This is a genomic window from Vibrio sp. 1-Bac 57 (assembly GCF_037546855.1).
In the GTDB taxonomy this organism is placed as follows: Bacteria; Pseudomonadota; Gammaproteobacteria; order Enterobacterales; family Psychromonadaceae; genus Psychromonas.
This window is the reverse complement of record NZ_JALAAC010000006.1, coordinates 165,032-190,207: the sequence shown is the minus strand read 5'-3', so window position 1 is coordinate 190,207 and position 25,176 is coordinate 165,032. Positions and strand designations below refer to the sequence as shown.

The following is a 25,176-nucleotide window of genomic DNA, read 5'->3' as shown; positions in this document are numbered from 1 at the left end:
AAAGCAACCTTACGGAACAGTCTGGTTGCTTTTTTGTGTTTATAAAACGTAAAAATAAAACAACTAAAAAGAGAAAACCGATGCGCGGAGAGTTTCATTTATTATTAGCTACATTGCTAGCAGCTGTTGGTTGGATTGCTTCTAAAATAGTGATTGAGTCAGTACCGGGTGACATCTTTTTATCGGTTCGATTTTTGTTCGCGAGTCTTATCTTATTTCCTTTTTGTTACAAAAAAGTATTACGCTTAAACTTCAAACAAGTTATATCAGTGTGTTCCATTGGCCTTATTTTAGCCGCTTCAATGAAGGTCTGGGTATATGCGATGTCTATTACAGCAAGCGTCTCAGAAGGGGCTTTTATCATGAGTTTAGCGATGATTATTGCGCCTTTTACTTCATGGTTGTTTTTTCGTCAACGCCCTAACAGAGCATTCTGGTTCGCGTTACCTATTGCGATTGCTGGCATGATGTTGATGACACTGTCTAATGGTTGGCAGGTAGAGAAAAGCCAATGGTGTTTTTTACTTGCTTCTGCGTTACTGTCTATGCATTTTGTATTTAATAAAAAGATGTCCAGCAGTGTTAAACCGCTTATCTCTATCTTTATACAGTTATTGACGGTAGGTATTTTTACTGCACTTTTTGCTGTGTTTAGCGAACAAGCTCATTTTGAATTAACCAATTACGTGATAGTTTGGTTCGTTATTTCTGCTGTTGTTGCGACTTCAATCCGTTATTTATTACAAACCATGGGACAACTTTCAATTAAGATCGAAACAGCCGCATTAATCATGATTTTAGAACCCATTTGGACACTGCTCATGAGTATGCTGGTGCTTGGAGAAATACTTGAAACACAAAAACTGATAGGGGCTGCTATTATATTTTTGTCGTTATTTCTTTATATTAAGCTTTCTAGAAGATAGTGAAGTTTTGTAGAGAATAGTGCTGTTTTGTAGGAAATAGTGAAGTATTGTAGAAAATAGCGCAGTTTTGTAAATATTAGCTTAGTGATTAGTTTGCTTTAAAAGAGGAAATAGAATGTACAATCTAGACTTATTTTCAGCGCTAGAAGAGTCGCCGATTAACATTATTAATTACGATGGGATAGTAGAGTACCATGGGCTGTTAATTCCCTTTGATGAAGCGAATTATTTCTTTGATATCTTGCTTAACACCATTCAATGGAAACATGACCAAGCAAATATTTTAGGTGAAGTGATTGTGACTAAAAGAAAGGTCGCTTGGTATGCTAATGAATCTTTTAATTACACTTATTCTAATATGACGAAAGTCGCCTTACCTTGGACGCCTCAACTGCTAGTATTAAAAAAGAGAGTAGAAGAAGCAACGGGGCATAAGTTTAATTCTTGTTTATTAAACCTCTATAGTACGGGTGAAGAAGGGATGGCTTGGCATAACGACAGTGAAACTGATTTACAAAAGAATGGGGCAATTGCTTCATTAAGTTTTGGTGCAGAGCGTAAGTTTTCTTTTAAACATAGAGTAAACCAAGATACGAAGTCGATTTTCTTACAACATGGCAGTTTATTAGTCATGAAAGGCGCCACCCAAACTCACTGGTTACATCGATTGCCACCGACTAAAAAAGTCACTACAGCACGTATTAATTTGACGTTTCGTACCATTGATCAGAACTATTAAGTTATAGGCGGTTAAATAGTTAAGGAGCCTGTTAAAGCACTTTTATTATACCCGATTCAAAATTGATAATGCCGAAAAGCAAACACCTTCGTTGTTGTTATTAAAGAAATAGAGTTGTTATTAAAGAAAGAGATATCGACTTATACTTCTTGAATTCAAGACTTCTTTAACCTAACTATAAGATGATTTAAATCTGCTACGCTTATGGTTGTAGTGGTATGGGTGCAAATTTATAAATAAGAGCTAAACATATATTTCTTGTATTGCGGTTAATGATATTAGCTTAACGGGTATAAGTTCATGAAAGGGAGCAGTGTTAGTGAGTCAGCATCAACAAAGTGATTATCAACAAAGCAATGATTATAAAAGTGAGCAGAAAAACAAGGAACAAAAAAATAGCTATCACAACAGTCGTTTATTAAAAATGCTTAAAGGTTATCCGCAAGGGATCAAAGAGTATAATCTGTTAACACTGTTACAGCAGCAACAATGTCCACAACAGCCTCCACAAGAATCTCCAAAAAAAACGCCTGAATCGGCACCAAAAACACCACCAGAACAAGAGCAGCAAGAAAATTCGATAGATACGGCTTACTCGAAAAAAGAACCTTTTTCTAGAAATGCCACCTTCTTTGATAACTTAGACCTCTTTCAGAAACACTTTCTTTTATTTCATGCGCTCTATAAGTTAAATGATCAATTACAAGCAGCTCAAGAGGGCATGCTTATTATTGAAGCCTTAAATATTCAATTTTTACCCGCCGAGCAAGGTCAGCAAAATAGAGCTAATGACCCTAAGTATAATCTACACCTTGAGTTGGCGAATAATGATCCATTAAGGGATTATTATTTGGATATCGAAAACTTGCACGACACATCAAGTGAAGATGTCGATAATTTACTAGACAGTTTTTGGCTTAATATGGGAGACAATAGTGAAAAGGACAGCGCATTAGCTTTACTTGATTTACAAGAACCCTGTGATTTAGTGATTATTAAAAAGCGCTATCGACAATTATTGGCAAAATACCATCCCGATAAAGGCGGGTGTGTTGAAACGACTAAGGCATTGAATGATGCGATGTCAGTATTGAAGCGTTGTTATCCAGCTTAATGCTTGAGTTGAATAAGCTTTGTCTGGTTACGCTGTTATTCTAGCTAAAGTGAAAAGTGAATTAAAAGTGAAGTGAAAAAGGGCATCAAAAACTTTGTATATTTCCCCGATACTAGATTGTTATTTTTGGCTTTATGATATGTTTGCAACTTACAAAGCCGCAAAAAAAATGCATCGTGTATTAGCACGATGCATTTTTGTTAACTATTAGCATATTTTAGTGATATTTTAAGCCATGCTTGAAGTTATTCTTAAGGCTATGCTTAAAGCTATATTAGGCTAAAAGGTAGTTAGTTTTTAGTTCACCTTAATATGTTATGGCTTAGTGATTAACAGTCTTTATCTTCAGCGCCTAATTTACCTTTAACATCTTCACAGGCATCTTCTATTGCATTACCTGTATCAGTCGCTGCGTCTTTTATTTTGTCACCTGCATCGCTAGCGGCATCTTTAGAATCAGAGACAGCTTCGGTTAGTGTATCGCCAGCTTCTCCCGCTGCATTTTTAGTATCTGAGACAAGCGTATCAAGATTATCGCCAGCGTTTTCTGCAAATGATTTAGTTTCTGCAGCTGCTTCGTCAATGTTTTCGCCTGCTGTTTCTGCGCTATCATCGCTACAAGCCGCTAAACCTAATGTTGAAGCCAGTGTTAATACTAATAGTGTTTTTTGTTTGTTAAAGTTCATAGTCGATCTCCAGTAATAATTAATTTATGTGATATAGATTCACTTTAATGTTTAAAGTTCAAATGTTTAATGTGTATAAAATAGATTTGCTTAAATGCGTAACATTCAAATCCTTAAAGCTTTGGTGTTCGACCTCTTAGCGCATTAGCAATTAATGAAATCACCAGTAATACGACAAACACAAAGAATATTATTTTAGCTATTCCTGCCGCTGCTCCGGCTATTCCTGCAAAACCTAACACACCTGCGATAATTGCGACGATAAAGAAAGTTAATGCCCAACCTAACATGTGACGCTCCTTTTTTTGTATGTTGAATGATGTTGTTGATATAGATATTGCGAGATACGTGCCAGTTTTTAAGTGATTGATTTTAAAGTATTAAAATGTTTTTCCTGTTTTTTGGGAAATGAGTTGAAGTAAACTTTACAAGATAAAATGTAAAGTTTGCAGAGCAAAGAAGGCGTTAATTACTCTATTGCTGATGCTGTTTCAATACTGCGAGGAAGGCTGTTATTGAACTTGATTGGTTATGAGAGAGGGTTGGTTATGAAATTTGATAGGTTTTGAGACTTGGTAGGTTTTGGGAATAATAGGTCGAATAATCTTTAGAGGCATTTAATTTATTTTTAATAAATTGCACCGATAGCCATCGCAAATAATAAGCAATGGTTATCGGTGTAGTGATGTAATAGGGGAGTAGTTTAGTGATGCAGTAGCTTTAGCGATTTAGCTAAAAAGTTAAAACTACTTCAAGATTTAACTCGAAGTTAAATAGAAGTTAAATAATACTTTTAAGCATCGCTAAATTGATGGGTTTTAATAACGCTTGGTCAATCGCAAACTCGGTTAAGGTTTCAGTGCTAATTTCATTGCCGCTGATGATGGTTATTTTACTATCTGGCAATAACAAGCGTAATTCTTTTGAAAAAGCTAACCCGTTTGCATCGGGTAAATTGATATCCAGTAAAATACGGTCGTATAGATCATCTTTAGTTGGTTGATCTTTAATGGTTAATAAAGATATCGCTTCAGCGGCGCTGTGCGCAATTTGCGTTTGTACATTGAGGTTATTCAGTAATAATGCAGTTATTTGAGCGGCATCTTGATCGTCTTCAATAATTAAAAAGCGTTTTGACACCTCGGCAACCTCTAGATTCTGTGCTGTCGATTGAGAGCTTATTGTTGAAGTATTGCTCAGGTTATTCGTATGCAGTTGATCATCGATTGAGTTGTTTTTTGTTTGTTGCGGCGCGATTAAATGGCCATCTTTAGTATTAACAAGTGCTGACGAAGCGTTGCCAATTGTTTCAGTTTCAGTTTCAGTTTTAATATCAGAGGAGCTTATATTGATGCCTAAACAATTTATTAATGCTCGATATAATACTTCTCTATCTACCGGTTTTGCCACTACATCATTAAAACCGAGCAATTTTAGTTCTTGATCAACACCCTTCATGGTGGCAGCTGTAACCGCGATAACCGGTGTGGCGATCTCCATGCTTCTTAGTTTAGCAATGGCTCGTTTACCATCTAACACTGGCATATGAATATCCATCAAGATGCTATCAAAGGGCGTACCTTGTACCTGTGCTTCGATGATTTTAGTAACTGCTTGGCCACCATTAACTGCATAGCAAACACTTAACCCAAAGGAGCGGCAAATAAAGCCAATTAAGTTTCTAATATCTTTTATATCATCAACAATTAAAATACGTCCGCTTATTTGCGGCAGAGTAGCCTCAGGTGCTTGCGCGTTGATAGGGTTAAAGGCAAATGGTTCAATAGGTGTATTAGATAAGTCACCAAGATTCAAACTAATAATGAATTTACTGCCAACATTTTCCTCTGATTCAACTTTTATTGTGCCATCCATCTTTTTTAATAATTCGCAGCAAATGGCTAGCCCTAATCCCGCTCCTTCCTCATTACGAGAAACAATGTCTTCAACTTGCTCAAAGGGTTTAAAGATGGTTTTTAATAAATGTTGAGGAATACCAATACCTGTATCGGTGATAGTGAAATATAAGGTATTTTTATCCGCCTCTGTTTGTAACCAGATATCAATGGTCACGGCCCCATTATCGGTAAACTTGATGGCATTATGAATCAAGTTTATAAATACTTGCCTTAAACGAATAGGATCGGCATTGATTTCAAGTGGTAGTGGGGTGGTTGTGTTGATATTTAGTGAAATACCTTTGTCTTCTGCGGTCACTGACATTAACGCGTACAGGTCTGTAATAAAGTTGTCTAAGGCAATATCTGCATTATTTAATTCTAATTTATCTGCGGCTATTTTAGAGAGGTCTAATACGTTATTTAACAGCCCTAATAAATGCTTACCATTATTTAATATCGTATTTAATTCAGACTTAATATGGGTATTTTCCTGGTGCGATAATAAAAGTTCCGTATACCCCAAAATAGAGGTCAGGGGAGTTCGTAGTTCATGGCTTAGATGTGCAACAAACTTATCCTTAGAACGGTTTTTAGTCTCTGCTTTAATGCGCTCTAAGCGTTCATTTTCAACTTCTTTACGAGAAAGTGCATAGCGAATCGCACGGTGAAAACGCGTGGTATTAAGTTCTGACTTGATAACGTAATCAACCGCGCCGGCATCCAGCGCATTATTATCTAATTGGCTATCCGACTGCCCAGTCAACATAATAATAGGAATGGTACAGCCTGCATTAATCGCTTGCTTTAACACTTTTAAACCATTCAATGAGCCAAGTTGAAAATCAAGTAAACAGATATCGTGTTTATTTTGTTTGAGTAAGACTAAAGCTTCAACGGCACTATCTGTCCATTGAATTTCAAATTGATAATTGGAGACCTGTTGAAGATAGTCACTGGTTAATAGGTAATCATCTTCATCGTCTTCTACCAGCAATACTCTTTTTATAGATTCAGTCATGGCTAAGTCTTCATTGATTATAATTTAAATTGAATTCAGCTTTTAAAGCGCTTGGTTCAGGCGTTACAGAGTACTACTTCGGCGCTATTTAGAGGCTAGTTAAGTACTAGCCATATATTTTCAGACAGTAAGTGATGAGTTCTGTTGCTTTACGGACAAGTAACTCAAGCATTTTTAAAAACAATTAACATTTACAACTTACGCTAACAATTAATGCGAACAACAATTAGCGCTAGAAAAAATTGGTTATTACAAGAAGCGGTTAATCATCATTAGAAACAGGAAACTCAACAAACTCAATCCAATATTTCCCTAATACTTTCATCAATTCAACTAAACCTTCAAAATTGACGGGCTTAGTAATATACGACGCAGCGCCTAAGTTATAGCCCTTAATTTTGTCTTCTTCTTGTTTTGAAGTGGTTAAAATAACTACCGGAATACCCTTTAAGTTTGGGTTCTCTTTAATCTCTTTAAGCGCCTCGCGTCCATCTTTACGCGGCATATTAAGGTCTAGTAATATTAAATCAGGTCTTGGTGAGTTGCATTTATCTTGGTATTGACCTTCTCGGTTTAAATATTCAAGTAATTCAACACCGTCTTCAACACAATGCAGTTTATTTAATACACGGCTTTCTGCTAGCGCATCTTGAGCTAATAGGCGATCATCTTCATCATCATCTGCGATTAAAATGGTAATTGCTTTTGTATTCATTTATGTAACCTTAACTGGTTGTTGTAAAAGTAAAATTATGTGGGATTTTGATTGTAAATTCAGTGCCTACATCAACCTCACTTTGTACTGAAATAATACCGCCATGGCGCTCTACGATACGTCTACATACCGCTAGACCAATGCCTGTTCCTTTATACTGCGTACGTGCATGTAAACGTTGGAATGGAATAAATATTTTATCTTCAAACTCTTGTGAAAAACCAATGCCGTTATCTTTTACGATGATTTCATACCATAAACTGTCGGTTTCTAATTGCGGGTCGTAGACCATGGTTTCTTTGTAATTGACATTGATATGCGGTGAAACGGCTTCTTTTTTGAATTTTATTGCATTGCTTAGCAGGTTCAAAAATAGTTGATCAAGTTGTGATTTATCACCATTTATCATGGGTAATGAGGTTACTATGATCTCCGCCTTACTTTCTTCAACGGCCACTTCTAAATCATCTAATACGGCTTCTAATACTTCATCTAGCGCAACATTTACCAATTGCTTACCTCGAGTGTTGATACGAGAATACTCGAGTAGGTCATTGATTAAATTCGACATCCGTTCTGCCGCATTATACATTCGTTGAAGGTAATCCTGACCTTTAGGGTCAATTTCAGTAGCGTAGGTGGTCATCAGGCGATCACCAAAAGCCCTAATTTTTCTTAACGGCTCCTGCAAGTCATGTGATGCCACAAAAGCAAAGTCTTCTAATTCTCGGTTACTGCGTGATAACTCCTCGGAGTACAGAGTTAACTCTTTTGTACGCTCTCTCACTTCATCGGCTAGTTTTTCATTTTGTTGCTCTAAATTATCTTTGTATTGTTGCTCTGTTTTATTATTAATACGCACTAAAAACCATAATCCAAACAATAATAAAAAACTGGTGATAGCGGAGATACTGAAGGTCACCTGTGCTTCTTTTTCAATCTTATTGAGTTTTTTGTATAGGTTATAACGATGTTGAACTTCAGCATTTTGCAATTCATCAAAATAGGTTTTGATTTCGCTATAAAGGTTTTTACCTCTACCCGTCATTACTGCGCGAATAGCACTTTTTTCTTTGTCGTTCAGGGCGAGTTCAACGGTGTAGGTCAGTTCATCTAATTTTGTTTCAACGAGCTTCAGCAATACTTGTTGTTTTTCTTTATTAGCGACCATATCTAACTGCAGTGCTTTGACTTTTAGAATTTGACTTAATACTAATGAAAGCGCTTCTTGGTAGGGTGCTAAATATTCTTCATCTTCAGTTAATAAATAGCCACGTTGCCCAGTTTCTGCTGATAAAACAAGTATATGCAATTTATCTAACGCTAAAATAACTTCCCCTGTGTTGGTTAAGCTTTTCTGTGTTTTTGCTAGTTCATTGATTGTTTTTAATGCTAATACGACATTAATAGTGATCATGCCGATGACGATAAAGTAGATTAATGCCCATGAAATTCGTTTGTTATCTAATAAGCGAGCAATCGATGTCATTTATTTTCCTATATATTTGCTTTAAAAGCGTTTTTAAAGGTAAGTTACAATTTAATTTACCCCAGATAATCTAGCCTCGATTAATTCGATTTTTTATTCGCAATGTGTTCTAAAGACTCGCTGCATTGTTGGCACGAAATAAGAATTTTATCAGCGGCTTCTAATGCTTTTTCGATTGGCATATTATTTTCAAGTACTAATTTAATCATCTCTGCCTGCATTGAAATTCTATTTAATGGGGCACGGGCATCATGAATTAGTTCATTGATTTTTTTTGCTTCACTGTTGTTTATTTGCTCACTCATTACTTAAGTAACCTTATCTATTAGTTAATGATTTGTCGTGGAAGTCTTTGAAAATAGAACCTCACTCAGCTTTCGTTTTAGTTGCTAACTCAGCGCTTATACAAATGGCTTACTGAAATGCTTTACTCTTTAAATTCGCCATAGGCATGCAGGCGGTTGTATAAGGTTTTAGTACTAATGCCTAGCATCTCAGCTGCCAGTGATTTATTACCATTTACATCTTTTAAGGTGACTTTGATTAATTCTTTTTCAACATCTTCTATGGTTTGCCCCGCACTTACACTGTGGCTACTTTCTGATATCGAAGAGAAAGGTGACCTGAATATTGTTGGTAACTCAATCGATGTCGACTGTGGATCTGACATAATAAAAGCGCGATGAATGGCATGACGCAATTCTCGTACGTTACCTGGCCAGTCATAGTCCATAAGGCGTTGTAATTGTATCGCTTGCCATTGGTACTGGCGGTTATTCTCTTCATTAAGTTCATGCAAAAAAGTATGGGCTAATAAAGGGATGTCCTCTTTACGGTCGCGTAAAGCAGGGATCGCAATAGGAAAAACTGCCAACCTAAAATAGATATCTTCGCGTAAACATTTCTTCTCTGCAATCTCTGCAACGCTGCGATTAGAGGCTGAAATAACACGGCAATTAACCGTTACTTCTTTGGTACCACCTACCGAGGTGACTTTTTTATTCTCTAATACACGTAATAAATTCGGTTGCATATCAATTGGCATTTCAGTCACTTCATCTAAAAATAAAGTGCCATCACCTGCACGTTGAAATACGCCTTCTTTTTTAGCAATTGCTCCCGTAAAAGCACCTTTTTCATGACCAAACAATTCACTTACAATGAGCTCTTTGCTTAAAGCGCCACAGTTGGTTGCTATCAGTTGATGCTCTGTATTGTTCACTTTATTAGTCGCGCTATGAATAGCTTGTGCAACAACCTCTTTACCAACGCCGCTCTCTCCCATCAACATCACATTAGCCTGTGTCAAAGAAACACGTTCAATCATGGTATAAAGCGCTTTCATCGCATCGGACTCACCAATTAAACAACCAAAATGTTTATTTGGTAACGATGAATTATGTTTTTTATTTGTTGCTTTGGGACTTTTGTGTGAAAGCGCTTGTTCTAAATCTTCACGTTGTAAAGGTTTAGCAAGGTAGTCTATTTTAGGGCCACATAAGCTGTCTAACATCCCTTTTACTAAGGGGTGTCCTGTGATCAGTGTGATATAAGGTGTTTGATCAGACTTATTAATGTAATCAATTAAGTGCAAGCCGCTTCCATCGGGCAACATAAAGTCTAAAAAAATATGCTCAAAGTCATTATTTTCTAGTATCTGATACGCTTCCTGCAAAGAATTAGCCGTCATGATGTCATGCCCAAGAAATTCAATAATATGACATGCTACACTTGTAAACTCTTCATCGTCATCAACTAATAATATATTTAACACGGTCATCCTTTATGGTCATTCAATAGACTTTTTGCCTATCACTAAAATATTTTATAATGTCACATACTAGCAATTTTTAACGGCAAGTGATTACACATTTTTATTCAAATATCGACTTTTTAACAACCTGCCTCGTTTAAAAGGAAGATTTTTTATTGTGTATTATTAATTAGTTAAAGATCTTTATACAAATTACTCCTTAAGATATAGGCATTAATACTTTAGAATTTGATAGGGAGGTTTGTATGATTTAATCAAAAGGTTTAGATAGCTTTTAAATAGTTTTTAAATGGCTTTGAATTAGTAATGGCTTTATGTGCATGAAAAAAGCACACCGAAGTATGCTTTATTTGATTCTTGAGCACTGATTAATATTTAACTGTCAGCAACTTCTAATTTGTTTATAACAGATTTCACATCTTCGCTGTTTTTAGCGATCATCACTGCTAATTCTTCTTCACTGTCTGAGTCAACTTCACCGGTTAATATCACTACGCCATTAAGCACTTCAACTTCGATGCTTGTTCCGCTCACGTCCGATGACATTAATAATTTACTTTTAACCACGGCTTCAACTTTTGAGTCGGTTAACGAAGCAACCAATTCACTATCTTGTTCTTTATTAATCACTGAAAGTTTGTTGTCAACTGAATCAACACCTTCAAGGCTTGCTACTAGCTCTTCCGCCAAAGATTTATCTACGGTGCTATCTACTTTACCCGTTAGGATCACAACACGGTCTTGCACATCGGTATTAATATCAAAAGAGTTTAAATGACTGTTAAATAAAAGCGTTGTTTCTGCTTTACCATCTAACCATGCATCTTTAGATTTATCTTCCCATGTATTGTCTGCGAATACGGCTGTTGAACCTGCAGTGAACAAAGTAAGTGCAATAATTGAACGAATTGAGTTTTTCATCATTTTCTCCTTTTTGATTAGGTAATATAGATTAGCGATTATTATGCCAAAACTGTAAGTTGTTGATTTTTAATTGTTATAGTTTTTTTAGGTGGCTTTTTAGTAAACTCACTTTGTTTTTATTACATGCGTTAATGTAAAAATTACAAGGGAGTATCGCCGGTAAGCATTGACCTCACGGCTCGCTGGTTTTGCATCTTAAATGATCACGGTTATAGCACCCCTCTAGGATAACTTCACGAGTAATCCTAGAGGGGTGCTTTTGCCTATTATTAACGACTAGATATTAACGATTAGATTACTTAGTAATTATTTGTCGTGTTTGATTTAGCATCTGCATGAGTCTGTTTATTATGCGTTTCGTTAGTTGATGTAGCGCTTTGTTTGTCGTTAACTTGTTCAGTTAATACCTGACCTAACTGTTTTCCCCCTTTAATTGCAAAATCCAGCGTACGAATAGGGAATGGGATCAAGATATCAGCTTCTTCTAGCGTATTTTTAATAACAGAAATAGCTTGGTGTCTTGCTGCCATGAAACCTGTTTGGCCAGGGTAATCAATCCAAAACCACACTAGTAAATTAATAGCGCTATCTCCAAAACTTTCAGCGTATACATTGGTTTCCTGTTTTTTGATCACAAAGTCACATTCATTTAATGCGTTAACTAACAGCTTCGCAGCCTGGTCGGGATCGTCGGCATAGGAAATTGAAACGGGGATTTCAATACGTCTTTCTCCAATCACTGTGTAATTGGTTAATATATTTCTGAACAATATTTTGTTAGGGATGATTTCTAGTTGGCCAAAAAATGTTTCAACTAAGGTATTGCGTAAGTTAATGGTTTTAACAGTACCAAATACACCATCAGCTTCGACTATATCGCCGATTTTAAATGGTTTTCGTATACCCATTACAATGCCGGCAATTAGATTTTCAGTCATATCTTGGAAGGCAAAACCGATTGCCAAACCTATTATCCCTGCACCCGCTAATAACGAGGTGACTGTACCTTTTAAGCCAACAAAGTCTAAGCAAATGAAAATACCCATTAATATTAAGCAGGTTTTAAGAATCGCTGTGATTAAATCAGCTATTTGGTGGGAGTCAAATGTGCGCCTTAATACTTTACGCATTACATTACCGGCAATACGTGCGAATAAAGAGAAGAAAATAATAAAGATAATTGCCACGATTAAATTGGGTATATGCTGAATACCTGTCTCTATCCAAGTATTTAGCTTTTCTTCAATCAGCTTCCAATATTGATCAATATTTAATAAGTCCACGCCGTACTCCTAGAAAAATCATACATAAAACCCATACATACAAATTACACTGCAAATTTTAGGCCCGAACTTAACTTGCTGATATTATTTAATTTATTGGTTTTTTGATGGGTTTAAAAAAGCGAAATAGTAAATTTTACAAAGAAAATTGTCAGTTATTCCTAGAGCCGCATTCTCTTTGCTGAGGATAATATAGAGTTAAGTGCAATGACTGTTGCGCTGATGGAAGGGGGCTTGAAATAAAAGCGCTAAGTGTTATTCCCTATTGTGAACAGGTTCACTAAGCGCTGTTATTTTTATTGTTTTAAAAAAACCGTTAACGCACTGGGGTTAATACAAATATTGAGCGTATCACTTTCAAATAATTCACCATCAATGACGTATTTAATCGTTTCTTTACTATTGATTTTTATTTTTTTAACACGCTTAGCCCGAATATTTTGTTCACTATCTACTGGCCTTGGTTGGTCATTATTAAAGCTCAATCCAGCTGAAATTAATTCACCTAACCCCATTAATTTACTGCCTACCTGTTGTGTTGAGTTAATCCAAGTAACATCAAGGTAACCGTCTTGAATGTTAGGTGCACCATTACCTTGTGCTAGCAAACTTGTTACGGGAGCGGCATTGGCAACTACAAAACTTGTGGTTTCGATAGGGGTAAAATTCTGATCATCAAAGGCGACATCAACATGATAGGTTTTTCCCTCTGAATAGGCTTTCCAAAAACCATTTAAATATGCAAATTGCCCGTTATCATCTTTTACTTCTCTGTCTGCAAAATTGATCATGTCATATTCAAGGCCAATCCCTGCTAATAACAGCGCCGTTTTACCATTACATTTTGCTGTATCAATTTTAACTGTTTGCTTATTACATATGTGTGATAGCGCAAGCTCAACGGGGGTTATTTTAGACAGGTGGCCGTATAAATGGTGGGCTAATGCATTCGCGGTACCCATAGGTAAAAAACCAAATGTGATATTGGTATTCACCACCTCTTCAGCAACTTCTCTTAAAGTGCCATCTCCTCCCGCAGCAATGACTGTCGAAGTCTTAGCCGCCAGCGCTTGTTCGGTATAGTGTTTAGCGGATACTGTTGGGGTTGTTTCTCTTACTGTTAATGAGAAGTGTTTATTAAGTTGATTGATAACATCGACTTTATATTGCTCCCATTTCCCACCGCCTGCAGCCGGATTTACAATTAACCAAGCCGTTGGATAAGTATTAAGGCTTTTCTGTTCTCGATATTGCGCTAAGCGTCTTAACTGTTTTTTGTTTAAGCCTGCTTGGGTTCGCACACTTGATATGCTATCTAATACTTCTCGAACGGTTAAGTCCGGATTTTTTGCTAATAAATAAGCCGCGGCAACAAATACCGAACGTCCTCTGCCTAAAGCGCAGTGAACCACTACGTTGTTATCGTCATTAATATGGTTGTCGATCCAAGTGATTGCTTGCTGTAAAGAATCGAGATCCGGTGTTTGATGGTCTAATGTTGGAATATTCAAATAATCTAGTTCTAATGCAGTACTTCCCCAATCTAAGGCACTAAATTCAGCGGTCATATCTACAATTGCATGAATATCACTGATGTCTCCGGATATAAAGTCTTGTGTATTTAAACGCGTTGCGACGAATAAACCTTTGCCTACTTTATGTATTTTAGGGGTCTTATCCAGCCTCCTGGCAATGCCATTATAAATATAAACACCTGCAATAAATGGCCATAATAAAACATTGATATAGAGGGGAATGCGTCCATCGCTATTTTTTCTAAATATACTGGGCATCTTAATCAGGTAAGCAATTGAAATAACGGCGAGAGAGGCACTGATCCAATATAAAATAAAAGACAGTAAAAAAGTGTTGAAATAACCCAATAAAGCAAAAATGAAGGTTAATGCGATGTAATAAAAATAAATAGGCATTACTAATCCCCTTATGAAAAAACGATAGCATTACCAGAGGGGCGCACCCATCTATCAAAGCAATCAATAATTGAGTGTATTTGCAAAGGCCGTACCAAACTTTAACTTACTGATAAATATTGTTTTATTGTTTTTTCTAAATGAAAATTTAAACTGGTTGTGTAAATTTTACATGAGTGATTGTTAATACTGCTCGATTACAATGGCAATGGTGGCGCTTAAATTGGTAAGTTGTTTTTGTTTTAGTTGCTGTCGTATTTGTTGTAGCTATTGTCGGGAGTTTTTTAGCTTCTTGGTATCTGAGAAAGTCAGAGGTTATTGTCTTTTAATAACTGAATAAATTCACTTAATGAATGTTGGTAAAAATCACGGATTAAATTCTCTGTTTCAAGTGCATTTTCATCCATAAAAAGACTAAAAACATCTTGTTTAAAAAAGGGGCCTAAAAAGCGTCGGCGTTGAGAAACCTTGGCCGAAATAATCCATTTATCTTTCTCTAAGCTAGAAATCTGTAAAGAGGTATCGTCAAGCTCTGGAATTTGTAACATTAACATTTTCATCGTGGATGTTGGTTGTTTATTCTCCCATTGAAAGTTTCTAAAAAAATGTAATGCTTCATTTAAGGTCGGCTGTAACGGAACATCTTGTTCCATTTCTTGATCGTAATAACCACAAAAGATTCCGTTCACTTTTAGCTCCTATTCTAAGATCCTGAACAATACTGAGTCCAATACCTTACATAATTGATTTATTTAAAACCAGTAATTTTGAGCTGTATTGTTGATGAAAGTTAAAAAATAATGATGATTTTGTAATAGGCCATAATGCTGATTGTTACTGGCCCTTTTCTTTTAACAATAGCAATAACAATAAATGTAATTAGTTAATAATAACGCCCAATTGATGCAGTACAAAAAACATAGAAAAGCTGATTAATAAACCACTAATCCCTAATATCACTCCTACTTTAAGCATTTGAGAACTTCTTATATGTCCACTAGCATAAGCGAGTGCATTAGGTGGTGTACTGACGGGTAAAGACATACCTAAAGAGGCTGCAAAGGTTACTGATAATATGAGGACCATTTGACCGCCATAGGGAAGTAATGAATGCATCGATGCACCTAATGTGGCGACTAAAGGTAATAGCAGGTTAGCACTGGCTGTATTAGACATAAAATTAGCCATCAATAAACACAACATAGAAGCGCCAACAATCAGCACTAATGGGTGAAAGTGATGGAATGGAATCGCTTCGATGGTGCGTGCTGCTAGTCCTGTTTTATCTAATGCTAAACCTAAGGCTATGCCGCCGGAAACAAGCCATAAAACATCCCAGGAAATATGCTTTAAGTCTTCCTTACTAATGATATTAAAAATAGAGAATATAGCGACGGGTAACATAGCAACTACGTAAGAACTCATTCCATGCAAGTCTCCTAGTAACCATAATATGATGGTTAATAAAAAGGTTCCATAAACGAGCCAAGCCTTGGGCGTTTTTAAAAATGTGCCTTCGATATCTAGTTTTATGACATTAACGGAAGCAGGAAATAAATGGTTTAGTAACAACCAAGCTAGCAATAACATTACCGCAACAAAGGGCACACCCATTGCCATCCATTCTGCAAAGCTAACACTGTTTTCATTGACTAAGTATTTAAGCGCAACCGCATTCGGTGGTGTACCAATAGGCGTGGCGATACCGCCGATGTTAGCTGCAACAGGAACCGATAATGCAAAGGCTATCTTACCCATGTCCTTATTACCAAATAATGCTAACACTGGGGTTAAAATAGATAGCATCATAGCGGTGGTTGCGGTATTACTCATAAACATTGAAAAAACAGCGGTGATCAACATTATTCCAAGCATTACATATTTAGGCTGGTGGCCAAATGGGCGCAACAGTACGCGGGCTAAATTAATATCCAAACGATATTTGGTCGAGGCAATAGCTAAGAAAAAACCACCGAGAAAAAGCATGATAATCGGTGATGCGAAGGTGGCCATAATGTCAGTTTGGCTAAGTAAATTCCCTTGCAGTTGTGGTGTGTCATTGGTGGCAAACCATAATCCGTGATCGGAAATAAGCAGCAACTCTAATACAATAATTAACACGGAAGTGGCGTAAATTGGAATCGGCTCCAAGACCCAGCACAAAGCAGCCATTACAAAAATAGCCATCACACGTTGCTCTACTAATGTTAAACCAGCGAGTCCAAAGCTATCTGCGGGTAATAAAATAATAATTAAGGGCAATAAAATAGGCAGAATGTACTTCAAGTTTTTTTTTATCATTTAATATGCCTCCCACAAAGCGATCCAATTTACGTTGATATTAATGTTAAGCTGTTGAAGTAATTCTGTTTGTATCCTCGCGTTATTTTATTGTCTGCTGTTATTACGAACTCGTTATTATCAAAAGCTAATGCAGCAAAATTTATGATTTAAGTAATCGATACAGAGTAGGGGCATCGAGTTTCTTTATAAAAGGTTCATAGTCAATTCCTTTTTCAAGGATGAATTGTGTCAATAACTCCTTCACCATTTGAATTAGCTCGTCAGAGTCCCAGGTTTTGGCTAAGAAGCCATCAACCTTGGCGCTGTTAATCGCTTTGATAGTATCTGCTTGTGTGGCATGGCCCGTAAGCAGAATTTTTTTAGTGCCAATGAAGCGATTGTCGGTTGCTACTTCTGTTAATAATGCAACGCCTGATTTAACGGGTAAAAAATGCCCTGAAATAATTAAAGCGACATATTCTTGCTGAGCATCGAAGGTTTCTAATAATTGCTCACATTGCTCTGCAGATTGGCACTCTTCGATAGTGAACATTTCACTAAAAAAGCTAAGGTCTCGATTGACGGCCTCTAGGATTTCGCGATCATCGTCAACGCAAATAATATTAATTTTTTCCATTTTAATCCCTCCTACACAGCCATCAATAAAAGTAATCATTGCTAATAAAATGAAAAGTCATTCACTCCAATAAAAAAGTAATTAGCTCCAGTAAAACAAAAAGTAACGCTCTTCAATAGTAAGGTAATTAGTACTAACAAACGATGTTCATATCTAAGCGTTAACAAAGATACAGATAAAGGTATAGCATAGCCTCAACGGTCGAAATAGGTGGTCAGATCAAGTAAAGACAGGATCGCTATATCTTTTAGTTGAGTTTGATAAGGGCGTCTTTAAAAGGTGTTTTAGCGTTTTATTACCCGTTGAATTATTAGTGCTTAAATCCACATTTAATTCATATTTGAGAACTATTTATTTGCTATAGTATAACCATGGTAATAGTAGGTGAATTGCGTCGTTTTGAGCGCCTATTTAAGTCGCTATTACAATCCTTATTTAAGTTCTTAGAAGGCGAGGGTTATGCGTAGAATAAAATGGTTTATACCGGTTTTTTTTGGTTCATTGACCCTGTTATGGGTATTAGCCGAAAATTTTCAATTACTTCCCTGGTCTTACTTTCCCATTCGTAAAGTATTGATGCAGTATAGCGGTATTTTAGCAATGGCTACGATGAGCATTATTATGCTGCTAGCACTGCGTTTAAAGCCCTTAGAAAAGTTATTAAATGGTTTAGATAAGTCATATCGTTTACATAAATGGTTAGGCATAAGTAGTTTGGTGTTTATTCTTATCCATTGGTTTTGGACTAAAGGTTCAAAATATTTGGTCAACTGGGGGCTATTAGATAAGCCTGGTGGAAAAGGGCGAATGCTGTCAACGATTGATGCATCTTCATTTGAAGGGCTATTACATAGCTTACGTCATTCCGCTGAATCGGTAGGTGAGTGGAGTTTTTATGTGCTGCTACTATTGATTGCTATCGCCTTATTCAAAAAGATCAGTTACCCAATATTTTTGACAACACATAAACTAATGTCCGTTGTTTATCTATTGTTTGTATTTCATAGTTTAGTATTAGTGAAGTTTAGTTATTGGCAGCAACCTATAGGCTGGTTTGTTGGGTTATTAATCGTCATCGGTTGTTGGGCTGCAATACAAAGCTTAATAGGTAATATTGGACAAAAAAATAAAATACAGGGCCATATTGAAAGCTTTCATTTTTATAAAAGTAACCACGTATTAAGTCTCTGCGTGGGGACTTCAAAGCAATGGCCTGGTCATGAACCTGGGCAGTTTGCTTTTGTTACATTTTTGGGACAAGAGCCACATCCATTTACTATTGCGAGTATGCCAAACTCATCGGGTTCTGTGCGTTTTCATATTAAAGCGATTGGCGATTTTACGGATAGACTTAATACCAGTATTAAAGTGGGTGATCCGGTCACATTAGAAGGTCCTTACGGTTGTTTTAACTTTAAATCTAAAACCGGTCATCAAATTTGGATTGCAGGTGGAATTGGTATCGCTGCCTTTACTGCGAGAATGGAAGCGTTGGCGAATACAACTCAGTCTTGCTCTGTGGATCTTTTTTATTGTACTCAAAGCCCTGATCCTATTTTTATTCAATACATTAGCTCATTAGCTAAACAAGCAAATGTTAAATTACACCTTTGGGATGTGAATAATCAGGGATTTTTAAATGCTAAACAGATCACTGAAATGGCAATGGATTGGGCGGATTCAGATGTTTGGTTTTGTGGGCCTCAATCTTTTTCTAGTGCATTACAGCATGCATTTGATGAGCTTGGATTAAGCAAAAGTAAATTTCATTATGAGTTATTTCAGATGCGTTAGTGGTTAATTATTTGCAGTAGTAGTTAATTATTTACAGTAGTAATACTGCTGCTACATGTTTTGATGAGTGTATTAATAGTAATTTATTCTAATTGATACACTTAAATTCATACACCTAAACTCGTACATCAAAAATCCCAAATCAAGGTGTTAGCGTGATTATGGAAGTGTCAGAGGTCTTTGGCGGTTACAAATATGAGTTGGTCGCTATAAACATTCGCTAAGTACAGTCCAATTCGCATGAGATTACTTGCTCATCAATAAAACCTATTCATTCTGAGGGTTATATAAATTATTAAATACAAAAGTATGATGCATAGCATTATTTTTTATTATTTTTAGGACTAGGATGAAGTTCAAATCAACCGTGTCTATTAAAGAGATTTATTATGAAACAACCGAATGCTTTTCAACCTTTTTTATTTTCAAGTTTCCAAAAAATGCACAGTTTGACCTTGGGGGACTTAAAATGGAAAGCATTTGAGTCTCATGATTTTTTAGGTGATAGCGATGACTGGGGAATGGTAATTGAAAATATGTTAACCGAGAAAAACCCCGATCTTTTAGCAAAATTAACGCTGTGTAGCGACCATGATATGTTTTGTATTCGCAGCCAAGATAGAGATGCATTGCATGACGTAGCTGAAATGGTGTCTGAGTTTTATGATGATGATGCGCGTTTAGATACTTTTATTGAACGTTATGCGCAGTATGACTTTGTACCTAACGCATCTGCTTGAAAACCTTTGTACTTAATGCATCCGTTTGAAAGACTCTGTAAATAAAATCTTTGATTATCAAGAGGTAATATTGAGTAAATAGCGAATTATTACTCGTTCACTATTTGCTCTCCTTCCTTGTTATTCTTATTAACAATAATTCTTAGCCACCTGTGAGTCAGGTATTTAGCTACGTACTCTGCTATGTATACATTGAACTGTTCTACTATGTATTCGGCTTTCTATTCAATTTTTTAACTTTCTATTCACGTTCTATTCAGTTATTTATTCAGTTAACTATGCTGCAATGTAACTGCGATATATTTAACTATTACTCATCCAGACTCTTCCTGCCAATTATTATTGTTCGCCTTTTAATTTTAATTTTACTTTTGTCATTTGTAAAGTGATGTAAGGTTGTTGTTATAAGGTAAGTAGCTATAAGATAAGCCATTGTAAGGTAAGTGGCTATAAGATAAGTTGTTGTAAGTTCGGTAGTTATAAATAGGTGAGTATCTAATTCTTTTTATAAAGTAATCATGAGGGTGTTATGGATTTAGTGATTTTTGATTGTGATGGAACATTGGTCGACAGTGAGTTTCTCTGTAACCTAGCGATGCAGCAACAGCTGGCTGAATTAGGTCTTGAGGCAAGTGCTGAACAACTTGTTGCTGAGTATCGAGGTGTTAAGCTTAATGTGATCATGTCGAGCTTAGAAGCAGTATTTTCAACCACCTTTCCTGATAATTTCGAAGTTGAATATAGAAAGAAAGTAGCTCAACTTTTTGACCTTCACTTAACCCCTAATCAAGGTGTTATTGAGTTAATTGAATCGCTGAGTATTCCCTATTGTATTGCTTCATCAGCCCCTAGAATGAAAATAGAACAGGCACTACGGGTGACAGGGTTGGATAAGTATTTTAAAGGTAAAATATTCAGCGCCTATGAAGTCGGCTCTTGGAAGCCTGACCCAGGTTTATTTTTACATGCAGCAGAAACCATGCAGGTTGATCCCGCTAATTGTTATGTGATTGAAGATAGTCTAGTCGGTTTACAGGCAGCCAATGCAGCGCAGATGAAGAGTGTTTATTACGCGCCTAATGACGTTGAACAAAGTCCGCTTGCGATGTTGCAAGTACAACATATGTCGGAATTGATTGGCAAACTTTAAGTATGATTGATGTGCAAAGAATAAGGCGTTAAATCATCAACATACTCGATGATTTAACGCCTTTGCTTATGGAGTTGCTATCTTAAACCTATTTATCTTTAACATAGCTACTTTATAAATAGCTACCTTAAACTTGAGTGCGGTTAAGGTTATTTAAGCATCATAGGTGGTGGAGGAGATATTACCTCCATGTCCTGTCCAGTTGTTATGGAAGAACTCTCCAGCAGGTTTATCTATTCGCTCAAAGGTATGCGCGCCAAAATAATCTCGTTGTGCTTGGATCATATTCGCTGGCAATTGCGCCGTCGTGTAACCATCTAAAAAGGTCAGTGCAGAGGTCATACATGGCATTGGTAGCCCAATCTGCAGAGAGCTAGATGCGACGTCTCTCCATGCTGGTAAACAACGTTCTAGAATATCTTTAAAATAAGGGTCTAAGCCTAGGAAGTTGAGTTCAGGTTGTGTCGCAAAGGCATCTCGAATATTACCCAAAAATGCACTACGTATAATACAACCACCGCGCCACATTAATGCCACGTTACCGTAATTTAGCTCCCAATTATTTTCGTCCGATGCTTGTCTCATCAGCATAAAGCCCTGTGCATAGGAGATGATTTTACTCGCTAATAGTGCATCACGTAGGGCATTAACCCATTTTGCTTTATCTTCTTTGATAGGCGAAATAGATTTGTTAAATAGGCTACTCGCTTCCACACGTTGTTGTTTAATAGAAGATAAGTAACGCGCAAAAACAGATTCAGTAATTAATGTTAAAGGAATGCCGAGGTCAAGGGCATTAATACCTGTCCATTTGCCGGTACCTTTTTGCCCTGCGGTATCCATGATTTTTTCAACCAGTGGTTCGCCATCAGTGTCTTTAAAGGCCAGAATCTGTATGGTTATTTCTACTAAGTAACTATTTAACTCTGTTTCATTCCATTCACGGAAGGTGGCTTCCATCTCTTCATGTGACATCAATAATGCTTCTTTCATGAAGTGATAAGCTTCACTGATTAACTGCATATCACCGTATTCGATACCGTTATGGATCATTTTTACAAAATGGCCTGAGCCAGCATTACCTACCCAATCACAACAAGGTTCACCTTGATCTGTTTTTGCAGAAATACCTTGGAAGATAGGTTTGATATGCGGCCACGCTTTAATGTCGCCACCTGGCATAATAGAGGGGCCAAAGCGCGCACCTTCTTCACCACCTGAAACACCTGCACCTACAAAATGAAGGCCTAACTCGCTTAGTTTTTGAACACGGCGGTTACTGTCAACATAATTAGAATTACCGCCATCAATGATAATATCTCCTTTATCTAGGAGTGGCAGTAGGGCATCTATAAAATGATCAACAACGTCACCAGCTCGCACCATTAACATTATTTTACGCGGTGCTGCTAATAAGCTCACCATTTCCTCTAAGGAGTGTGCGCCAACAATATTGGTATCTTTTGCTGTTGATGCTAAAAATTGATCAACTTTTGACACGGTACGATTATAAGCAACCACTTTAAAACCATGGTCATTCATATTTAAAATTAGGTTTTGCCCCATCACGGCTAGGCCTATGACTGCGATATCAGCATTCATCATTGTTTCCTTTTTGTAATAGTGTTGCGGATTCTGGATCTAAATAAAACTCGGTTAATCCTGATTTAGTTGAAATATGAGCTGCAGGGTAGATGTCCCCACTGTTTGCTTGAGTATTTATGGTATAAATCATCTCAGCTTTACTCGCGCCCATCACTAAATAAGTAATGCGTTTACTCTGCTCTATTAAATGTGCAGTTTTAGAGATACGTAGTTGACCAGATTGCGGTTGTGTTGCAATAAAAGTTAAGTTGGTTTCTTCGTAATTAGTTTGCCCTGGGAAAATAGATGCTGTGTGTCCATCTCCCCCCATTCCTAAAATGATCCAATCAAATTGTGGAATATTATCATCACCGCAAGGGATTATGTCTTGTATCTCTTGAGCATAGCGCAGCTCCTCTTCAGCGGGAGGGTTTTCACCTTTAATACGATGAACATTTTCTGCTGGTATATCGATATGATCAAATAAACGTTGTTTACATTGACCGTAATTACTTTCTTCGTGGTCAGGGGCAACACAGCGTTCATCACCCCACCAAAAATGCAATTGCTGCCAATTGATGGTGTTTGCGTAATCGGAACTTGCTATATAATCAAATAACAGATTAGGCGTAGAACCTCCCGATAAAGAGATATGGATTTTATGCTCACTAAGACTGAGTTGTTGTAAATCAGTCGCAAGTTTATCAAGCAATGCTTGAGTGGAATTGAAAATTATATTATTCACATTAAAGCTCACAGTAGTCAGTATCAGTTAAATTCTTACAAGGAGAACGCCATGTTTGATCTTTTTCAAACAGCGCTTCTGCCTCAATCGGCCCCCATGTCCCTGCGGCATAACCGTAAAGATCAAAGGATTGTTTTTTATAATCAAGAATAGGTTGCACAAATTGCCAACAGGCGTGAACGGCATCACTTCTAGAAAATAAGGTCGCATCACCTTTTACAACATCCAATAATAAGCGCTCATAAGCGGTTAATAGTTGTGTGTTTTTTAAGTTTTTGTAATGGAAGTCCATGGAAACTTCCTCGGTGTTAAAACCAGACCCTGGTTTTTTTAAACCAAAAGTAAGTAAAGTACCTTCATCGGGTTGAATACGAATGATCAGTTTATTATCTGGTGGGTTTGCTGAAAAAACCGGATGTGGTGTTTTTTTGAAGTGAATAACTACTTCAGTAACACGAGTAGGCATGCGTTTAGCGGTACGTACATAAAATGGCACTCCGTCCCAACGCCAATTTTTGATAAACATCTTCAATGCTACATAGGTTTCAGTACGAGAATCATTAGGTACACCTTCTTCTTCTCGGTAGCTTGATAAGCATTTACCACGCACATGTGATTTTGTATATTGCCCTAACACTAGGTTATGTTTTAGGTCATGGTCGGTGAGAGGTTTTAGGCATTGCAAAACTTTGACAACTTCATCACGCATTGAATCGGCGTTAATCACTGCTGGCGGTTCCATTGCGACCATTGCGATCACTTGTAATAAATGATTCTGGATCATGTCGCGCATTGCACCAGAATTATCGTAGTAACCTCCACGTGTTCCTATGCCTAAATCTTCTGCGCCAGTGACTTCGATATAATCGATATATTTAGCATTCCATAAAGGTTCAAAAATACTATTTGCAAAGCGTAAAACTAACATGTTTTGTACTGTTTCTTTGCCTAGGTAATGGTCTATGCGATAAAGTTGTTTTTCGGTAAAGTCTTGATATAAGCTTTTGTCCAGTTCTATTGCAGATTCAAGGTCATAACCAAAGGGTTTTTCAATAACTAAGCGTTTCCATCCGTTATCTTCTTTATTCATGCCATGCGCAGCAAGATTTTTAGGGATGACGGAGTAAAGACTAGGTGGTGTTGCAAGATAATAGAGGGTATTACTTGGTATTTCTAATTGTGTCTCTAAGGACTCAATACGCTCTTTAAGGACTGCATATTGATCTACTTTAGCAGGATCTATCGCTTGGTAAAATAAGTGTTTAGAGAATTTATCCAGTGCTGCTTGATCAACATCAGGGTCAGATTCGATATGCTTAATTAACTTATCTCGAAAACTCTGGTCACTATAATCACTTCTACTGACCCCGATAATAGCAAATGAGGTTGGTAATTCTTTTAGCATATAAAGCTTAAAAAGGGCGGGTATTAACATGCGTTGTGTCAGGTCGCCAGATGCGCCAAAAATCACAATGCAGTTATTATCAAGAGTTAACATTAATCTATCCTTATTTAAATAGGCGAAAAAGATTAAAAAATCTGATTATTAGGTTATCGCGAATATAGATTTCATTTTTGTGTTTGATTAACAGCCAATGATATGGACACTGTTTAAAACATAAAGTTTTGCTTCTATAGACTGTTTACTGAGACACCATATTCTAAACATGTTTTGTTTAGCAAGGATCTTTTTTATAATAAATTATTATCAACATATACTCCTTACCAATCAATATACATTAT

At 36.7% G+C, this 25,176-nt stretch carries 22 protein-coding genes; 6 read left to right on the top strand and 16 right to left on the bottom strand.

Features of this window, described 5'->3' with window-relative positions; all coding sequences use genetic code 11:
- Positions 1–80: 80 nt before the first annotated feature.
- From MT391_RS06085 to MT391_RS06075, 3 genes are all read left to right on the top strand, one after another.
- Positions 81–926 (top strand): DMT family transporter, encoded by an 846-nt coding sequence (locus MT391_RS06085; RefSeq protein WP_499497219.1) that lies wholly within the window; start codon positions 81–83, stop codon positions 924–926.
- A gap of 115 nt (positions 927–1,041) precedes the next feature.
- The gene (locus MT391_RS06080) at positions 1,042–1,665 is read left to right on the top strand and encodes an alpha-ketoglutarate-dependent dioxygenase AlkB family protein (RefSeq protein WP_499497218.1); all 624 of its coding nucleotides are present in this window, start codon (positions 1,042–1,044) and stop codon (positions 1,663–1,665) included.
- 319 nt (positions 1,666–1,984) lie between these two features.
- The gene (locus MT391_RS06075) at positions 1,985–2,779 is read left to right on the top strand and encodes a DNA-J related domain-containing protein (protein ID WP_499497217.1); all 795 of its coding nucleotides are present in this window, start codon (positions 1,985–1,987) and stop codon (positions 2,777–2,779) included.
- 329 nt (positions 2,780–3,108) lie between these two features.
- On the opposite strand, the gene MT391_RS06070 is transcribed toward MT391_RS06075, so the two are convergent.
- The 13 genes from MT391_RS06070 to MT391_RS06010 form a co-directional block, all read right to left on the bottom strand.
- Complete coding sequence (locus MT391_RS06070) at positions 3,109–3,465, bottom strand: hypothetical protein (RefSeq protein WP_299664128.1); 357 nt, start codon at positions 3,463–3,465, stop codon at positions 3,109–3,111.
- A 113-nt stretch (positions 3,466–3,578) separates the two neighbouring features.
- Positions 3,579–3,755: a DUF1328 domain-containing protein gene (locus MT391_RS06065; RefSeq protein WP_166369880.1), complete on the bottom strand. Its 177-nt coding sequence runs from the start codon at positions 3,753–3,755 to the stop codon at positions 3,579–3,581.
- Between the two features lie 490 nt (positions 3,756–4,245).
- Positions 4,246–6,384 (bottom strand): response regulator, encoded by a 2,139-nt coding sequence (locus tag MT391_RS06060; RefSeq protein WP_499497216.1) that lies wholly within the window; start codon positions 6,382–6,384, stop codon positions 4,246–4,248.
- 262 nt (positions 6,385–6,646) lie between these two features.
- Positions 6,647–7,099, bottom strand: a complete 453-nt coding sequence (locus MT391_RS06055; RefSeq protein WP_166369884.1) for a response regulator — start codon at positions 7,097–7,099, stop codon at positions 6,647–6,649.
- 10 nt (positions 7,100–7,109) lie between these two features.
- A complete protein-coding gene (locus tag MT391_RS06050; RefSeq protein WP_499497215.1) occupies positions 7,110–8,588 on the bottom strand; it encodes a sensor histidine kinase in 1,479 nt (492 codons plus the stop codon).
- 80 nt (positions 8,589–8,668) lie between these two features.
- Positions 8,669–8,893, bottom strand: a complete 225-nt coding sequence (locus MT391_RS06045) for a hypothetical protein (protein ID WP_499497214.1) — start codon at positions 8,891–8,893, stop codon at positions 8,669–8,671.
- A gap of 122 nt (positions 8,894–9,015) precedes the next feature.
- A complete protein-coding gene (locus tag MT391_RS06040) occupies positions 9,016–10,362 on the bottom strand; it encodes a sigma-54-dependent transcriptional regulator (RefSeq protein ID WP_499497213.1) in 1,347 nt (448 codons plus the stop codon).
- Positions 10,363–10,737: 375 nt separating this feature from the next.
- Positions 10,738–11,283: a BON domain-containing protein gene (locus MT391_RS06035; RefSeq protein WP_499497212.1), complete on the bottom strand. Its 546-nt coding sequence runs from the start codon at positions 11,281–11,283 to the stop codon at positions 10,738–10,740.
- A 302-nt stretch (positions 11,284–11,585) separates the two neighbouring features.
- Positions 11,586–12,569: a mechanosensitive ion channel family protein gene (locus MT391_RS06030; protein ID WP_499497211.1), complete on the bottom strand. Its 984-nt coding sequence runs from the start codon at positions 12,567–12,569 to the stop codon at positions 11,586–11,588.
- Between the two features lie 296 nt (positions 12,570–12,865).
- Positions 12,866–14,500: a diacylglycerol kinase family protein gene (locus tag MT391_RS06025; RefSeq protein ID WP_499497210.1), complete on the bottom strand. Its 1,635-nt coding sequence runs from the start codon at positions 14,498–14,500 to the stop codon at positions 12,866–12,868.
- Between the two features lie 308 nt (positions 14,501–14,808).
- Complete coding sequence (locus MT391_RS06020; protein WP_499497209.1) at positions 14,809–15,189, bottom strand: hypothetical protein; 381 nt, start codon at positions 15,187–15,189, stop codon at positions 14,809–14,811.
- Positions 15,190–15,379: 190 nt separating this feature from the next.
- Entirely contained in the window at positions 15,380–16,801 is a 1,422-nt protein-coding gene (locus MT391_RS06015; RefSeq protein WP_499497208.1) for an SLC13 family permease, read from the bottom strand.
- Between the two features lie 142 nt (positions 16,802–16,943).
- Positions 16,944–17,420, bottom strand: a complete 477-nt coding sequence (locus MT391_RS06010; protein ID WP_499497207.1) for a response regulator — start codon at positions 17,418–17,420, stop codon at positions 16,944–16,946.
- 459 nt (positions 17,421–17,879) lie between these two features.
- Here MT391_RS06010 and MT391_RS06005 point away from each other — a divergent pair, with 459 nt between their 5' ends.
- The 3 genes from MT391_RS06005 to MT391_RS05995 all read left to right on the top strand — a co-directional run bounded on the left by MT391_RS06005 (position 17,880) and on the right by MT391_RS05995 (position 21,104).
- Positions 17,880–19,214: a ferredoxin reductase family protein gene (locus MT391_RS06005; RefSeq protein ID WP_499497206.1), complete on the top strand. Its 1,335-nt coding sequence runs from the start codon at positions 17,880–17,882 to the stop codon at positions 19,212–19,214.
- 389 nt (positions 19,215–19,603) lie between these two features.
- Positions 19,604–19,954 (top strand): Imm51 family immunity protein, encoded by a 351-nt coding sequence (locus MT391_RS06000; protein ID WP_499497205.1) that lies wholly within the window; start codon positions 19,604–19,606, stop codon positions 19,952–19,954.
- Between the two features lie 529 nt (positions 19,955–20,483).
- Positions 20,484–21,104: an HAD family hydrolase gene (locus tag MT391_RS05995; protein WP_499497204.1), complete on the top strand. Its 621-nt coding sequence runs from the start codon at positions 20,484–20,486 to the stop codon at positions 21,102–21,104.
- A gap of 153 nt (positions 21,105–21,257) precedes the next feature.
- On the opposite strand, the gene gnd is transcribed toward MT391_RS05995, so the two are convergent.
- From gnd to zwf, 3 genes are read right to left on the bottom strand one after another with little or no spacing between them, the layout of a single operon-like run.
- Entirely contained in the window at positions 21,258–22,706 is a 1,449-nt protein-coding gene (gnd, locus tag MT391_RS05990) for a decarboxylating NADP(+)-dependent phosphogluconate dehydrogenase (protein WP_028869577.1), read from the bottom strand.
- Entirely contained in the window at positions 22,696–23,433 is a 738-nt protein-coding gene (gene pgl / locus MT391_RS05985) for a 6-phosphogluconolactonase (protein WP_499442280.1), read from the bottom strand. The genes gnd and pgl overlap by 11 nt, the downstream gene beginning before the upstream one ends.
- A gap of 1 nt (position 23,434) precedes the next feature.
- The gene (gene zwf, locus MT391_RS05980; RefSeq protein WP_499442278.1) at positions 23,435–24,931 is read right to left on the bottom strand and encodes a glucose-6-phosphate dehydrogenase; all 1,497 of its coding nucleotides are present in this window, start codon (positions 24,929–24,931) and stop codon (positions 23,435–23,437) included.
- Positions 24,932–25,176: the final 245 nt, after the last annotated feature.

Bases quoted from the DNA above. Each gene is read 5' to 3' on its own strand.
- MT391_RS06085 (WP_499497219.1), top strand. From the start codon at position 81: ATGCGCGGAGAGTTTCATTTATTATTAGCTACATTGCTAGCAGCTGTT.
- MT391_RS06080 (WP_499497218.1), top strand. From the start codon at position 1,042: ATGTACAATCTAGACTTATTTTCAGCGCTAGAAGAGTCGCCGATTAAC.
- MT391_RS06070 (WP_299664128.1), bottom strand. From the start codon at position 3,465: ATGAACTTTAACAAACAAAAAACACTATTAGTATTAACACTGGCTTCA.
- MT391_RS06065 (WP_166369880.1), bottom strand. From the start codon at position 3,755: ATGTTAGGTTGGGCATTAACTTTCTTTATCGTCGCAATTATCGCAGGT.
- MT391_RS06060 (WP_499497216.1), bottom strand. From the start codon at position 6,384: ATGACTGAATCTATAAAAAGAGTATTGCTGGTAGAAGACGATGAAGAT.
- MT391_RS06055 (WP_166369884.1), bottom strand. From the start codon at position 7,099: ATGAATACAAAAGCAATTACCATTTTAATCGCAGATGATGATGAAGAT.
- MT391_RS06050 (WP_499497215.1), bottom strand. From the start codon at position 8,588: ATGACATCGATTGCTCGCTTATTAGATAACAAACGAATTTCATGGGCA.
- MT391_RS06045 (WP_499497214.1), bottom strand. From the start codon at position 8,893: ATGAGTGAGCAAATAAACAACAGTGAAGCAAAAAAAATCAATGAACTA.
- MT391_RS06035 (WP_499497212.1), bottom strand. From the start codon at position 11,283: ATGAAAAACTCAATTCGTTCAATTATTGCACTTACTTTGTTCACTGCA.
- MT391_RS06025 (WP_499497210.1), bottom strand. From the start codon at position 14,500: ATGCCTATTTATTTTTATTACATCGCATTAACCTTCATTTTTGCTTTA.
- MT391_RS06015 (WP_499497208.1), bottom strand. From the start codon at position 16,801: ATGATAAAAAAAAACTTGAAGTACATTCTGCCTATTTTATTGCCCTTA.
- MT391_RS06010 (WP_499497207.1), bottom strand. From the start codon at position 17,420: ATGGAAAAAATTAATATTATTTGCGTTGACGATGATCGCGAAATCCTA.
- MT391_RS06005 (WP_499497206.1), top strand. From the start codon at position 17,880: ATGCGTAGAATAAAATGGTTTATACCGGTTTTTTTTGGTTCATTGACC.
- MT391_RS06000 (WP_499497205.1), top strand. From the start codon at position 19,604: ATGAAACAACCGAATGCTTTTCAACCTTTTTTATTTTCAAGTTTCCAA.
- MT391_RS05995 (WP_499497204.1), top strand. From the start codon at position 20,484: ATGGATTTAGTGATTTTTGATTGTGATGGAACATTGGTCGACAGTGAG.
- gnd (WP_028869577.1), bottom strand. From the start codon at position 22,706: ATGAATGCTGATATCGCAGTCATAGGCCTAGCCGTGATGGGGCAAAAC.
- zwf (WP_499442278.1), bottom strand. From the start codon at position 24,931: ATGTTAACTCTTGATAATAACTGCATTGTGATTTTTGGCGCATCTGGC.